A 13,034-nucleotide genomic window follows, 5' to 3' on the forward strand; every position below is an offset into this window, starting at 1 on the left:
CGGAGGGCGGGCACCGTGCGGTGCCCGCCCTCCGCCGTCGATGCCGTGCTCAGCCGGTGGTGGCGGCCAGCTTGGCGAGGGTGTCCTCGAGCTGGCTCTGGCTGACCAGGGGGAAGGAGACCTTCTGCAGCAGCTCGGGGTCGGTGACCTGGGCCCAGTCGTAGGTGACGGACACCAGCGTGCTGTCGGGACCCTGGGGCTCGAGCTCCCAGACCCACTGCCACCCGGGCGGCTCGGTGCCGGCCGGGGCGGTCTTCCACGCCACGAGCTTGTTCGGCTCGTAGCCGACGACGTGGTTGTCGGTCTTGTAGTCGCCGCCCATGTGGTCGCCGGTCATGTTCATGGTGAACACCTGCCCGGTGCCGGTGATGCGGTCGTTGTGCTCGTCGGACACCACGAACCCCGAGCCGTCGAGCTCGACGTGGTTGGCCGGGAGGGTGAGCACGTCGAACACCTCGGCGGCCGAGGAGTCGATGGTGCGGCTGACCGTGATCTTCTTGTCGTCGTCCATGTCCTCGATCCTCCCCGGTCAGGACGCCCAGCGGGGCTCTCGGTGCGCGCCGGGCGGTGGGGTGGACGCGGGGGCGGCCCACGTCCCGGGGGCGGACATCATGGGGGCGTGCTCGTCCGCTCCGCGCCCCTGTCCGCCGTCCCGCCCGTCACGCTCTACGCGGTGCTCCGGCTGCGCCAGGACGTGTTCGTCCTCGAGCAGCAGTGCCTCTACCCCGACCTCGACGGCCGCGACCTCGAGCCCGGCGCCGTCCACTACTGGGCCGAGGCCGACGACGGCGCGGTGCTTGGCACGCTGCGCGCGCTGGACGAGGGCGGCGGCGTCGTGCGGGTCGGCCGGGTGGCGACCGCGACGTCGGCCCGCGGCACGGGGGTCGCCGCCGCGCTCGTCCAGGCCGTGCTGGCGGCCACCCGCGGGCCGGTCGTCCTCGACGCCCAGAGCCACCTCGAGGGCTGGTACGAGCGGCTGGGGTTCGGCCGCGACGGCGCCGAGTTCGTCGAGGACGGGATCCCCCACGTCCCCATGCGCCTCACCCGCTGACCCGCGTCCCGGACGTCCCCCCTGGGGGCGCCACAACGCACGGCGGGGGCGGGCGACCGGACGGACGAGGTCCACGACCCGGCCGGGCCGGGGAAGGACCGGTGTCGGCGGCGCGCGGCAGGATGACGGCATGGACACCGCGCTCGCCGACCTCGTCGCCACCTCGCGCGAGGTCGCGGCCACCCGGTCGCGCACCGCGAAGACCGAGGCCATCGCCGCACTGCTGACCCGCGCGGGTGCCGACGAGGTCGGCACCGTCGTCGCCTTCCTCTCCGGGGTGCTGCCGCAACGCCGGCTCGGGGTCGGCCACCAGTCGCTGCGGTCTCTGCCCGAACCCGCCCCGGACTCCTCGCTCACCGTCGCCGAGGTCGACGCCGCCTTCGACCGTCTGGCCGCCGCCGCGGGATCCGGGTCGTCCACCGCCCGACGCGCCGAGCTGGTGTCCCTCCTGGGCGCGGCCACCGCCGACGAGCAGCGCTTCCTGCGCGACCTCATGACCGGCAACCTCCGTCAGGGCGCGCTCGACGGCGTCGTCCAGGCCGCCGTCGCCCGCGCCTACGAGATCCCGGACGCCGTCGTCCGCCGGGCCATCATGCTCGCGGGCTTCACCCACGTCGTCGCCGGACTGGCCGCGCGTGGCGGGCAGCCGGCCCTGGAGGACGTGCGTCTGGTCGTCGGGCGGCCGCTGCGGCCGATGCTCGCGGCGTCGGCCAAGACCACGGCCGAGGCCGCCGACACCTTCGCCGGCGCCGAGATGCTCGTCGACGGCAAGCTCGACGGCATCCGGGTGCAGGTCCACCGGCTGGACGGCGCCGTGACCGTCTTCACCCGGAGCCTCGACGACATCACCGACCGCGTGCCCGAGGTCGTCGAGGCCGTGGCCGCCCTGCCCGGCGGCGACCTCGTCCTCGACGGCGAGGCCATCGTCCTGCGCGAGGGCGGCCGTCCGGCGCCGTTCCAGGTCACCGGCGCCCGCACGGCCAGCTCGGCCGACGTCGAGCGGCTGCGCGCCGAGGTCCCCCTGACGACGTACCTCTTCGACGTCCTGCGCGCCGACGGGCGCGACCTCGTCGACGCCCCGGCCCGCGAGCGGCACGAGGTGCTCATCGCCCTCGCACCCCACCTCGTCGTGCCGCGCCTGCTGACCGACGACGCCGACGCGGCGGCCACCTTCTTCGACGACCTCGTCGCCGCCGGGCACGAGGGCGTCGTCGTCAAGGACGCCGACGCCCCCTACGCCGCCGGCCGGCGCGGCAGCGGCTGGGTCAAGGTGAAGCCGACGCACACCCTGGACCTCGTCGTCCTCGCCGTCGAGCAGGGGTCCGGCCGGCGGCGCGGCTGGCTGTCGAACATCCACCTCGGCGCCCGCGACCCCGAGTCCGGCGGGTTCGTCATGGTGGGCAAGACCTTCAAGGGGATGACCGACGAGATGCTGCGCTGGCAGACCGAGCGCTTCACCGACCTCGCCGACGGACCGGCCGACGGGTACGTCGTCACCGTGCGGCCCGAGCAGGTCGTCGAGATCGCGATCGACGGCATCCAGAGGTCCACCCGCTACCCGGGCGGCATCGCCCTGCGCTTCGCCCGGGTGCTGCGCTACCGCGACGACAAGCGCCCCGACGAGGTCGACACCATCGACGCCGTGCGGTCGTACTCGACGTCCGATTAGGCCGCAACATCGGCAACGGTGGTGAGTTGTGGCGCCGGATAGTCGGCCTACGGTCCTTCCTCGGTGTTCCCGCCAGCGGGTCATGACAACGTGACGAGGCATGAGCGAGATGACCGCCGACGACTACGAGTCCATCGATCGCGCATCCCGTGCCCTCCACGCTCGGGGTTGGCGAAAGGCGTTCACGCTGAACGAGATGCTCGGGGCGTGGGCCTCCCTCGTCGACGAAGTCGAGACCGGCTATGACCAGATGGTCTACGAGTACACGAACGACATGGCGTGCCGCGATTGGATCGCGCTCGTCTGGCCGATGGTGACGGATGGTGTTCGCGATGCACGAAGCGAGGAGTTGAAAGCCCTCGATGCCCGCTTCGAGGCGGCGACCGAGGACGATGACGGGATCGCGATCGGTCGCTACTACCGCATCGAGGACAAGGACGGCTGGTGGTGGCGCCGACGGCCTCTCAAGGTCGCGGGCGTGTTCGCAGCCGATCTAGCCCGGGAATGAACACACGTCCCGTCGTTCGGTCACCTCTGGCTCGCAGGACCTTCAAGGGGCATGACCGACGAGATGCTGCGCTGGCGGACCGAGCGCTTCACCGACCTCGCCGACGGACCGGCCGACGGGGACGTCGTCACCGTCCGGCCCGAGCAGGTCGTCGAGATCGCGATCGACGGCATCCAGCGGTCAACCCGCTACCCGGGCGGCATCGCCTTGGCCTTCTCCCGGGTGCTGGGCTACCGCGACGACAAGCGCTTCGACGAGGTCGACACCGTCGACGCCGTGCGTGCCCTCGGGCCCGGCTGACCGGCAGGATGACGGGATGAGCGGCAGCCGAGGGATCTGGACCTGCACGACCGACGCCGACCTGCTGCTGCGGCTGGCGGGTGCGGGCTTGGACTGGCTCGCCCTCGACGCCCAGCACGGGCCGGTCGACCGGGCCGCGCTGCCCGCGCTCGGCCGAGCGCTCGCCGGGGCCGCGACGCCGTTCCTCGTGCGGGTGCCGGCGGTCGACGCGGCGTGGATCGGTGCGGCGCTGGACGCCGGGGCCGCGGGCGTCGTCGTCCCCTCCGTCACCGGACCCGACGACGCCCGGCGTGCCGCCCTCGCCGCGCGGTACCCGCCGCTCGGGGAGCGCAGCTGGGGCCCGTTCGCGCCGCTGTGGGGCGGCGACGCGCCGACGCCCGAGGCGGCGAACGAGGCCGTGCGGTGCTGGGTGATGGTCGAGACCCCCGGGGCGCTCGACACCGTCGACGAGATCGCCGCCACCCCCGGCGTCGACGGCCTCTTCGTCGGCCCGCTCGACCTCTCGCTCTCGCTGGGCACGACGGCCGACGCGCTGCTCGACGACACCTCGGACGACGGGCGGCTGGCGCGGGTCGTCGCCGCGGCTCGACGGCAGGGGATCGACACCGCGGGGTTCGCCGGCACGCCGGGCAACGCCCGCCGGATGCGCGCCCACGGCCTCGACCACGTCGCCGTGACCACCGACGCCGCCGTCGTCGCGGCCGGGGTGCGCGCGGTGCTCGCCGAGCTCGACGACTGACGGCGCTCGGGCCGCGGGCGACCCGAGCCATCCGGTGACCGCCGATGCGCCGAACCAGGCGGTATGACCCGGTTCGACGACCTGCGAGCCCTCGCCCTGCAGTGGTCCGCGCCGCTCACCGTCCGGTACGGCGAGCCGTTGCGCTTCGCCGGCCGGGACCTGCCCGGGCCCGAGCGGCTGCGGGTCCCGACGCGGCACGGTCGGGTCCCGGCGCACCTCTACCGTCCGCCCGGCAGCGCCGACCGCCCCTCGGACCCGCCCGTCGTCGTCCACTTCCACGGCGGCGCCTTCGTCATGCGCTACCCGCAGATGGACGACTGGTGGTGCCGCTACCTCGCGGCCACCGCCGGCGTCGCGGTCGCCAATGTCGACTGGTCCGTCGCGCCGCAGGCCCGTTACCCCGTCGGGCAGGAGGAGGGCCACGACGTCGCGGAGGCCCTCGCGACCCACGGCGCGGAGTACGGCGTCGACGGACGCCGGCTGGTCGTCAGCGGGTTCAGCGCCGGCGGGAACGTCGCGGCGTCGGTCTGCCTCCAGGCCCGGGACCGCGGCTCGTTCGCGCCGGCCCTCCAGGTGCTCGGGGTGCCCGCGCTCGACCTCGCGTCCGAGGTGCCGGAGGACGGGCCCGGCATGCTCGCGCCGGGGATGCGCCGCCTCGTCCGCCGCGTCTACTTCCCCGACGTCGAGCGTCGGCGCGAGCCGTACGCCTCGCCGCTGCTCGCCGAGGACCTCTCCGGGCTCCCGCCGACCGTCGTGCTCACCGGCGAGCGCGACGCCCTGCGACCCGACGGCGACGACTACGCGCGGCGCCTGCGGGCGGCCGGCGTCGAGGTCATCCACGACGTCACGCCCGGCGTCGACCACTACTTCCTCACCGACGACCCGGTGCGGGCCCGCCGGACGATGGCGATGGTCGCCGCCCGGGTCGCCTCCGCCGTCGGCGCGGACGCCACCCCGTCGCCGCCGGGCGGCTGACCGGCGTCCCAGCGGCCGCTCGGAGGGTCGAGGGGTCACGACGCGCGGCATCCCCACTCGCCGGTGCCGCCCGTCGCGACCCCTCGACGGACGGGGGAGCCGGCGGCCCCGCTCAGAAGCCGGTGGGCTCCCGCGGCGTGTACGCCGACTCCAGCGCCTCGACCTCGTCGTCGGTGAGGTCGAGGTCCAGCGCGGCGACGGCGTCGGGCAGGTGGTGCTCCTTGGTGGCGCCGACGATCGGGGCGTCGACGACGGGGTTGCGCAGCACCCAGGCCAGTGCGACCGACGCCATGGCCACGCCCCGGTCGGCCGCGATCCGCTCGACGGCCGCGACGATGTCCGCGTCGGAGTCCTGGAACAGCCTCTTGCCGAACTCGTCGGTGCCGCTGCGGTCGGTCTGCTCACCCCACGGCCGGGCCAGGCGACCGCGCGCCAGCGGGCTCCACGGGATCGACCCGACCCCCTGGTCGGCGAGCAGCGGCAGCATCTCCCGCTCCTCCTCGCGCATGAGGAGGCTGTACTGGTCCTGCATCGAGACGAACCGCGTCCACCCGTTGAGTTCGGCGGCGTGCTGCATCGACGCGAACTGCCAGGCGTACATCGAGGACGCCCCGATGTAGCGCGCCTTGCCGGCCTTGACGACGTCGTGCAGCGCCTCCATGGTCTCCTCGACCGGCACCTCGGGGTCGAGACGGTGGATCTGGTAGAGGTCGACGTAGTCGGTGCCGAGGCGGGTGAGGGAGGCGTCGACCTGCTCGAGGATCGCCTTGCGCGACAGGCCCGACCCGCCCGGTCCGTCGTGCATGTGGCCGTGCACCTTCGTGGCCAGCACGATGTCCTCGCGGCGGCTGTACTCCCGGATCGCCCGGCCGACGAACTCCTCGGACGTGCCCGCGCTGTAGACGTTCGCGGTGTCCCAGAACGTGATCCCGAGCTCGACGGCCTGGCGGAAGAACGCGCCGGAGGTCTCCTCGTCCAGGGCCCACGGGTGGTTGCCGGCCGAGGCGTCCGCGTAGGTCATGCAGCCGAGGGCGATACGGCTGATCGTGAGGCCGGTGCGGCCGAGGCGGGTGTACTCCATGCTCGTGCTCCTCGAGGGTCGGGGTCGTGAGGTCTCCTCGCATCATGCGCCTCCCGGTCCGCCCGTCGGCCCGGCGGGTCGCGCCGATCGCGAGGTGACCGGTCCGGGAGCCGGGCGGTCACCTCGGCGGCGTGCCAGGGTGGGACGACGAGCCGGGCCCGCGCCCGGTGCACCGACCCGAGCGGGAGGCCGCCCGTGACCGACGCCGTCCACCCGGCAGGTGCCGGACCGCTGCCCACCGCCTCCGCCCTGGCCGCCGGGTTCGCCGACGGCAGCGCCGACCCGGTGGCCGCGGCCGAGCGGTCGCTCGCCGCCGTCGCCGCCCACGACCCGGCCGTGAACGCGATGACGCAGGTCTTCGCCGAGGAGGCGCTCGAGGCGGCCCGGGTCAGCGCCGACCGCTGGGCGTCCGGCCGGCCGCTGAGCCCGGTCGACGGCGTGCCCGTCACCGTCAAGGACCTCTTCCTCACCCGCGGCCGGCCGACCCTGCGCGGCAGCACGCTCGTCGACCCGGCCGGCCCGTGGGACGAGGACGCGCCGGCCGTCGCCCGCCTCCAGGAGTCGGGCGCCGTCGTCCTCGGGAAGACGACGACGCCGGAGTTCGCGTGGAAGGGCGTCACCGACTCGGTCCTCGCCGGCTCCACCGGCAACCCGTGGGGCGCGCACCTCACCGCCGGCGGCTCGTCGGGCGGGTCGGCGGCGGCCGTCGGGCTGGGCATGGGCGCGTGGTCGATCGGCACCGACGGCGGCGGGTCGGTGCGCATCCCCGCCGCGTTCACCGGCACCGTGGCCATCAAGCCGACCTTCGGGCTCGTGCCCATCCACCCGCCGAGCCCGTACGGCACGCTCTCGCACGCGGGCCCGATGACCCGCACGGTCCGGGACGCGGCGCTCCTGCTCGACGTCCTCACCGGGTTCGACGCCCGTGACTGGTTCGCCCTGCCGCGGCCGACGGGGTCCTTCCTCGACGGGCTCGACGACGGTGTCGCCGGCCTGCGCGTCGCGTTCTCGCCGACGCTGGCCGGCACCGGTGTCAACGACCCCGAGGTCGAGGCCGCGGTGCGGGCCGCCGTCGAGGTGCTGGCCGGTCTCGGCGCCGAGGTCGAGGAGGTCGACCCCGAGGTCGGCGAGGTCCGGGACGCGTTCGAGACGCTGTGGTTCACCGGCGCCGGCAAGGTGGTCGAGCCCTATGGTGCCGACGCCCTCGACCGGATCGACCCGCTGCTCGCCGAACACGTCCGCCGGCACGCCGGTGACACCGCGTCGGACTACCTCGGCGCCGTCGACATCCGGATGCGGCTCGGCGCGACGATGGGCCGCTTCCACGAGCGCTACGACCTGCTGCTCACCCCGACGATGCCGATCGCCGCCTTCGCGCGCGACCGCGACGCCCCCGCCGGCTGGCCCGAGGACCTGTGGACCTCGTGGACGCCGTACACCTACCCCTTCAACCTCACCGGCCAGCCGGCGTTGTCGGTGCCGTGCGGGTTCACCGGGGCCGGTCTCCCCGTCGGTCTCCAGGTCGTCGGCGCCCGCCACGCCGACCGGCTCGTCCTGCGCGCCGGCCACGCCTACGAGGCCGCCACCGACTGGAGCGCGCGCACCCCGAGCGTGCTGGGCCCCTGACGGGCGGGACGTCGGCGCCGGGACCCGGCAGGGACGACGGAGCCGCAGCGGAGGGACTCACGCTGCGGCTCGGGAGTGGCCAGGGGCGGGGTCGAACCGCCGACCTTCCGATTTTCAGTCGGACGCTCGTACCAACTGAGCTACCTGGCCGGACCTACCAGAAGGGGCCGGAAGGATCCGGCCCCCGCATGGAGGAGCGACCCCGACGGGACTCGAACCCGCGACCTCCGCCGTGACAGGGCGGCGCGCTAACCAACTGCGCTACGGGGCCTTGACTGGTGCAAGACCGTATCCCCAACGGGATTCGAACCCGTGCTACCGCCGTGAAAGGGCGGGGTCCTGGGCCGCTAGACGATGGGGACCCGACCTCGGTCGGACCTTGACGTCATGCAACCCGGCGCTCGGATCCGTCGAGGACTTGCGAAAGCATAGGGGACGCCAGGCCAGCCACCAAAACGGGGTCCGTGGCCGCCGTCCGGGTCGCCGGACGCGCCGCGGGCGGGCCGTGGCGTCCCGTGCACCGGGCGACCGCGGAGCCGTCGCGGGGTCGCCGTGGCGCCGGGGCGCGGCGGTCGCGGTCAGGCTCCGGCGGCCCAGTCCCGGACGCGGTCGACGTTCCAGGTCGTCACGATGCGGTCGGCGGGGACGCCGAGCCGCTCGGCCCGCTCGCAGCCGTACGCCTTCATGTCCAGCTGCCCCGGCGCGTGGGCGTCGGAGTCGATGGAGAACAGGCAGCCGATCTCGAGGGCCAGGGTGACGAGCTCGTCCGGCGGGTCGCAGCGCTCGGGCCGGCTGTTGATCTCGACGGCGGTGTCGTGCTCGGCGCAGGCCTCGAAGACGGCCCGGGCGTCGAACTCGGACTGTGGGCGCTTCCCGCGGGATCCGGTGACGAGGCGGCCGGTGCAGTGCCCGAGGACGTTGACCCGGGGGTTGCTCACCGCGGCGACCATCCGCGCCGTCATCGGGCCGTGGTTCATCCGCAGCTTGCTGTGCACCGACGCCGTGACGAGGTCGAGCCGGCCGAGCATCTCCTCGGTCTGGTCCAGCGACCCGTCGTCGAGGATGTCGACCTCGATGCCCTTGAGCAGGGTGAACGAGCCGTCGAGCGAGCGGTTCACCCCGTCGACGATGGCCAGCTGCTTGCGCAGCCGCTCGACGGAGAGCCCGTTGGCGACGCGCAGCTGCGGGCTGTGGTCGGTGAGGACCATCCAGTCGTGCCCGAGCTCGACGCCGGTGAGGACCATCTCGTCGATCGGCGACCCGCCGTCGCTCCAGTCCGAGTGCAGGTGGCAGTCGCCGCGCAGGGCGGCGTAGAGGTCCTCGCCGCCGTCGACGAGCGGGCCGCCGGCTTTCTCCTGCAACGACGCCAGGTAGGACGGCAGCTCTCCGGCGACGGCCTCGGCGATGACCCCCGACGTCGACTTCCCGATGCCGTCGAGCTGCTGCAACGTCCCGGCCTCGGCGCGCTCGCGGACCTCGTCGTCGTCCAGGCCGCGCAGGGTCTTCACGGCGTTGCGGAACGCCTCGACCCGGTAGGTGCCGGCCCGGGTGCGCTCGAGGAGGAAGGCGATCCGGCGCAGCGCGTCGACCGGGTCGACGGGGGCCTCCAGCGGCTCGAGCAGCGCGACCATGGGCCGATGCTCGCACAGCGTCTCGACGGCGGACCGGCCGACGACACGCAGGGTCCGTCGGCCGACGAGTCGCAGTGTCCGTCGGCCGACGACTCGTAGTCCCCTGACGGGCGGGTGGGCGGCGGACGGACCGACGACACGCAGTGTCCGTCGGCCGGCGGGTCGGGGGCCGTGGCGGCGCAGGCGGCGCGTCCTGGTCGTCCGCTCGTCGGCTCAGGACCCCGGCGTCGACCCGTCGCCGTGAGCTTCGAGGTCGACGCTCGGCAGCACGAGCCCCGTCGTCGGCGCGCCGCAGGACGAGCGCCCGTGGTCGGCCCGTCGCCGTGATCCTCGACGTCGGTGCGCGGCACCACGAGCCCCGTCGGCGGCGCGCCGCAGGATGAAAGCCCGTGGTCGGCCCGTCGCCGCACGAGCCCCGGTCTCAGCCTGCCAGCAGCGCGGTGAGCCCGTCGAGCAGACGGTCGACGTCGCCGTCGTCCGTGTAGGGCGCGAGGCCCACCCGCACCCCGCCGGTGTCGCCGAGCCCGAGGTGGCGCGAGCACTCGACGGCGTAGAAGCTGCTCGCCGGCGCGTTGACGCCGCGCTCGGCCAGCCCGCGGTAGACGTCGGCGCCCTCGACCCCGTCGACCGTGAAGAGCAGCGTCGGCGTGCGGTGCTCGGCGTTGGAGTGCACGGTGACGCCGGGCAGGGCGCGCAGGGCGGGCTCCAGCCGGTCCATGAGGCCCTTCTCGTGCTGCTCGAGGGCGTCCATCGACGTGAGCAGGCGGGCGCGGCGGTGCTCGGGCGTCACCTCCCGGTCGAGGTCGTCGAGCCGGGCCAGGAAGTCGACGGCCGCGGTCGTCCCGGCCATGAGCTCGTAGGGCAGGGTGCCGGCCTCGAAGCGCTCGGGGACGGCGTCGGAGCTGGGCTGCAGCTTGTCCGGGTGCAGCGTCTCCAGCAGGCCGGGCGCGGCGGCGAGGACCCCGCAGTGCGGCCCGAGGAACTTGTACGGCGAGCAGACCCAGACGTCGGCGCCGAGCTCGGCGACGTCGACCGACGCGTGCGGGGTGGCGTGCACGCCGTCGACCCAGTGCAGCGCGCCGACGGCGTGGACCGCCTCGGAGATCTGCCGGGTGGGCGGCCGGGTGCCGATGAGGTTCGACGCGGCGGTCGTCGCCACGAGCCGGGTGCGGTCGGAGAGGACGGCCTCGACGTGGGCGAGGTCCAGCTCGCCGGTCGCGGGGTCGAAGTCGACCCAGCGGAGCGTGGCGCCAGCGGCCTCGGCGTGCTGCACCCACGGCCGGACGTTGGCGTCGTGGTCCAGGCGGGTGACGACGACCTCGTCGCCCGGTCCCCAGGTCCTGGCCAGCGCGCGGCCGACGTCGTAGGTCAGGGCGGTGGCGCTGCGGCCGAAGACGATGCCCGCCGGGTCGGCGCCCAGCAGGTCGGCGAGGGCGGACCGGCAGGCGAGGACGACGTCGGCGGCGCGGCGCTCGGAGGCGGTGACCGTGCCGCGGTTGGAGATGGCCGAGGTCAGCGTGTCGGCGACGGCGCGGGCGACGACGTCGGGCACCTGGCTCCCACCGGGCCCGTCGAAGTGCGCGAGGGCGTCGGGTCCCTCGAGGGCGGGGAAGTGCGAGCGGATGCGGGAGACGTCGTAGGCCATGCCCACGATTCTCGCCTGATCCCGGAAGGTTCGGGTTCGCCGGTCTTCGGTGGGTGCGCGAACCCGAAGGTTCTCGCCTGATCCCGGAAGGTTCGGGTTCGCCGGTCTTCGGTGGGTGCGCGAACCCGAAGGTTCTCGCCTGATCCCGGAACGTTCGGGTTCGCCGGCCTTTCGACGTTGAGCGAACGCGGGGTTCCGGGATCAGGCGGGAGAGGGGGACGGCCGGGGCGGCGGCTCGGGGGAGGGGGTCACCAGGAGGTGTGGAGCGGGCGGCCCTCGGCGAAGCCGGCGGTGCTCTGGATGCCGACGGTGGCGCGGTCGTGGAACTCCTGGAGCGTGCGGGCGCCGGCGTAGGTGCAGGACGAGCGCAGGCCGGCGACGATCTGGTCGATGACGTCCTCGACGCTCGGACGGGCGGGGTCGACGTACATCCGGGCGCTGCTGATGCCCTCCTCGAAGAGCGCCTTGCGGGCCCGGTCGTAGGCGGAGTCGGTCGCCGTCCGGTGCCGCACCGCCCGGGCCGACGCCATCCCGAAGGACTCCTTGTACTGGCGGCCCTGCTCGTCGGTGTACAGGTCGCCCGGTGACTCCAGCGTCCCCGCGAACCACGACCCCACCATGACGTTCGACGCGCCGGCGGCCAGGGCCAGCGCGACGTCGCGCGGGTGCCGCACCCCGCCGTCGGCCCACACCTGCGCCCCGAGCTGCCGTGCGGCGGTAGCGCACTCGAGCACCGCCGAGAACTGCGGACGGCCGACCGCCGTCATCATCCGGGTCGTGCACATGGCGCCCGGCCCGACGCCGACCTTGACGATGTCGGCGCCGGCCTCGACGAGGTCGCGGGTGCCCGCGCCCGAGACGACGTTGCCGGCGACCAGCGGGACACCGAGGTCGAGGGCGCGGACGGCGCGCAGCACCTCGATCATCTTCTCCTGGTGGCCGTGCGCGGTGTCGATGACGAGGACGTCGGCGCCGGCCTCGGCGAGCGCGGCGGCCTTGGCCGCGACGTCGCCGTTGATGCCGATCGCGGCGGCGATCCGCAGCCGGCCGGCGTCGTCGACGGCGGGCTCGTACAGGCTGGTGCGCAGCGCCCCGGCCCGCGTGAGGATGCCGACGAGGCTGCCGTCGGGCGCGACGACCGGGGCCAGGCGGCGGCGGGCGTGCGCGAGGACGTCGAACGCCTTCTCGACGTCGACGCCGTCGTCGAGGGTGACCATCTCGGTGACCATGACGTCGGCCAGCTGGGTGAACCGGTCGACGCCGGTGAGGTCGCTCTCGGTGACGACGCCGACCGGCCGGTCGCCCGCGACGACGACGCCCGCGCCGTGTGCCCGCTTGTGCAGCAGGACCAGCGCCTCGCCGGCGGTGCTCGTCCGGTCGAGGGTGATCGGGGTGTCGTAGACGAGGTGGCGGGTCTTCTGCCAGGCGATGACCTCGGCGACGACCTCGGTGGGGATGTCCTGCGGGATGACGGTGAGCGCGCCGCGGCGGGCGGTCGTCTCGGCCATGCGGCGCCCGGCGATGGCGGTCATGTTCGCGACGACGAGCGGGACGGTCGTCCCGGTGCCGTCCTGCGAGCGCAGGTCGACGTCGAGGCGGCTGGTCACCGACGAGCGGTTGGGGACCATGAAGACGTCGTCGTAGGTGAGGTCGTGCTGGGGCATGAGGCCGTCGAGGAACTGCACGGTGGCCAGCCTACGGTCGCCGCGCCGTCGGCCCACCCGCCGTCGGGGGTCGTCGGGGGAGCGGCGCAGCACTCGACACCCCGGTTCGTCACCGAGGCCCCGGTTTCGAACCGGTGCCCGGCGG

General features: G+C 74.4%; 12 protein-coding genes and 3 tRNA genes. 7 read left to right on the plus strand and 8 right to left on the minus strand.

Features of this window, described 5'->3' with window-relative positions; translation table 11 throughout:
* Positions 1 to 49: 49 nt before the first annotated feature.
* Positions 50 to 511 (minus strand): SRPBCC family protein, encoded by a 462-nt coding sequence (locus EPD83_RS00625; RefSeq protein ID WP_128365418.1) that lies wholly within the window; start codon positions 509 to 511, stop codon positions 50 to 52.
* 108 nt (positions 512 to 619) lie between these two features.
* Here EPD83_RS00625 and EPD83_RS00630 point away from each other — a divergent pair, with 108 nt between their 5' ends.
* The 6 genes from EPD83_RS00630 to EPD83_RS00655 all read left to right on the plus strand — a co-directional run bounded on the left by EPD83_RS00630 (position 620) and on the right by EPD83_RS00655 (position 5,242).
* The gene (locus EPD83_RS00630) at positions 620 to 1,051 is read left to right on the plus strand and encodes a GNAT family N-acetyltransferase (protein WP_128365417.1); all 432 of its coding nucleotides are present in this window, start codon (positions 620 to 622) and stop codon (positions 1,049 to 1,051) included.
* 130 nt (positions 1,052 to 1,181) lie between these two features.
* Entirely contained in the window at positions 1,182 to 2,720 is a 1,539-nt protein-coding gene (locus EPD83_RS00635; protein WP_165566112.1) for an ATP-dependent DNA ligase, read from the plus strand.
* A 100-nt stretch (positions 2,721 to 2,820) separates the two neighbouring features.
* Positions 2,821 to 3,228, plus strand: a complete 408-nt coding sequence (locus tag EPD83_RS00640; protein ID WP_128365415.1) for a hypothetical protein — start codon at positions 2,821 to 2,823, stop codon at positions 3,226 to 3,228.
* A 51-nt stretch (positions 3,229 to 3,279) separates the two neighbouring features.
* Positions 3,280 to 3,528, plus strand: a complete 249-nt coding sequence (locus EPD83_RS00645; RefSeq protein WP_205859353.1) for a hypothetical protein — start codon at positions 3,280 to 3,282, stop codon at positions 3,526 to 3,528.
* 16 nt (positions 3,529 to 3,544) lie between these two features.
* Positions 3,545 to 4,267: an aldolase/citrate lyase family protein gene (locus EPD83_RS00650; RefSeq protein ID WP_165566113.1), complete on the plus strand. Its 723-nt coding sequence runs from the start codon at positions 3,545 to 3,547 to the stop codon at positions 4,265 to 4,267.
* A 63-nt stretch (positions 4,268 to 4,330) separates the two neighbouring features.
* Positions 4,331 to 5,242, plus strand: coding sequence for an alpha/beta hydrolase (locus tag EPD83_RS00655; protein WP_165566114.1), 912 nt, complete (start codon positions 4,331 to 4,333; stop codon positions 5,240 to 5,242).
* Positions 5,243 to 5,354: 112 nt separating this feature from the next.
* Here the strand turns inward: EPD83_RS00655 and EPD83_RS00660 are convergent, their stop codons facing one another.
* Complete coding sequence (locus EPD83_RS00660; RefSeq protein WP_128367985.1) at positions 5,355 to 6,323, minus strand: aldo/keto reductase; 969 nt, start codon at positions 6,321 to 6,323, stop codon at positions 5,355 to 5,357.
* Between the two features lie 195 nt (positions 6,324 to 6,518).
* Here EPD83_RS00660 and EPD83_RS00665 point away from each other — a divergent pair, with 195 nt between their 5' ends.
* Positions 6,519 to 7,949, plus strand: a complete 1,431-nt coding sequence (locus tag EPD83_RS00665) for an amidase (RefSeq protein WP_165566115.1) — start codon at positions 6,519 to 6,521, stop codon at positions 7,947 to 7,949.
* A 76-nt stretch (positions 7,950 to 8,025) separates the two neighbouring features.
* Here the strand turns inward: EPD83_RS00665 and EPD83_RS00670 are convergent.
* From EPD83_RS00670 to EPD83_RS00695, 6 genes are all read right to left on the minus strand, one after another.
* Positions 8,026 to 8,099 (minus strand) — tRNA-Phe (locus tag EPD83_RS00670).
* A 47-nt stretch (positions 8,100 to 8,146) separates the two neighbouring features.
* Positions 8,147 to 8,220 (minus strand) — tRNA-Asp (locus tag EPD83_RS00675).
* A gap of 18 nt (positions 8,221 to 8,238) precedes the next feature.
* Positions 8,239 to 8,311, minus strand: a tRNA-Glu gene (locus EPD83_RS00680).
* A gap of 216 nt (positions 8,312 to 8,527) precedes the next feature.
* The gene (locus EPD83_RS00685) at positions 8,528 to 9,580 is read right to left on the minus strand and encodes a PHP domain-containing protein (protein ID WP_165566116.1); all 1,053 of its coding nucleotides are present in this window, start codon (positions 9,578 to 9,580) and stop codon (positions 8,528 to 8,530) included.
* A gap of 421 nt (positions 9,581 to 10,001) precedes the next feature.
* A complete protein-coding gene (locus EPD83_RS00690) occupies positions 10,002 to 11,225 on the minus strand; it encodes a cysteine desulfurase-like protein (protein ID WP_128368614.1) in 1,224 nt (407 codons plus the stop codon).
* Positions 11,226 to 11,473: 248 nt separating this feature from the next.
* Positions 11,474 to 12,910 carry a GuaB1 family IMP dehydrogenase-related protein gene (locus EPD83_RS00695; protein WP_128365041.1) on the minus strand — a complete coding sequence of 479 codons (1,437 nt, stop codon included), beginning with the start codon at positions 12,908 to 12,910 and terminating at the stop codon, positions 11,474 to 11,476.
* Positions 12,911 to 13,034: the final 124 nt, after the last annotated feature.

The organism is Phycicoccus flavus (assembly GCF_004025965.2).
Taxonomy (GTDB): domain Bacteria; phylum Actinomycetota; class Actinomycetes; order Actinomycetales; family Dermatophilaceae; genus Phycicoccus; species Phycicoccus flavus.

What these genes read in the sequence shown, in the direction of transcription:
- EPD83_RS00660 (WP_128367985.1), bottom strand. Translation starts at nt 6,323, where the DNA reads ATGGAGTACACCCGCCTCGGCCGCACCGGCCTCACGATCAGCCGTATC.
- EPD83_RS00690 (WP_128368614.1), bottom strand. Translation starts at nt 11,225, where the DNA reads ATGGCCTACGACGTCTCCCGCATCCGCTCGCACTTCCCCGCCCTCGAG.
- EPD83_RS00650 (WP_165566113.1), top strand. Translation starts at nt 3,545, where the DNA reads ATGAGCGGCAGCCGAGGGATCTGGACCTGCACGACCGACGCCGACCTG.
- EPD83_RS00625 (WP_128365418.1), bottom strand. Translation starts at nt 511, where the DNA reads ATGGACGACGACAAGAAGATCACGGTCAGCCGCACCATCGACTCCTCG.
- EPD83_RS00640 (WP_128365415.1), top strand. Translation starts at nt 2,821, where the DNA reads ATGAGCGAGATGACCGCCGACGACTACGAGTCCATCGATCGCGCATCC.
- EPD83_RS00645 (WP_205859353.1), top strand. Translation starts at nt 3,280, where the DNA reads ATGACCGACGAGATGCTGCGCTGGCGGACCGAGCGCTTCACCGACCTC.
- EPD83_RS00685 (WP_165566116.1), bottom strand. Translation starts at nt 9,580, where the DNA reads ATGGTCGCGCTGCTCGAGCCGCTGGAGGCCCCCGTCGACCCGGTCGAC.
- EPD83_RS00635 (WP_165566112.1), top strand. Translation starts at nt 1,182, where the DNA reads ATGGACACCGCGCTCGCCGACCTCGTCGCCACCTCGCGCGAGGTCGCG.
- EPD83_RS00655 (WP_165566114.1), top strand. Translation starts at nt 4,331, where the DNA reads ATGACCCGGTTCGACGACCTGCGAGCCCTCGCCCTGCAGTGGTCCGCG.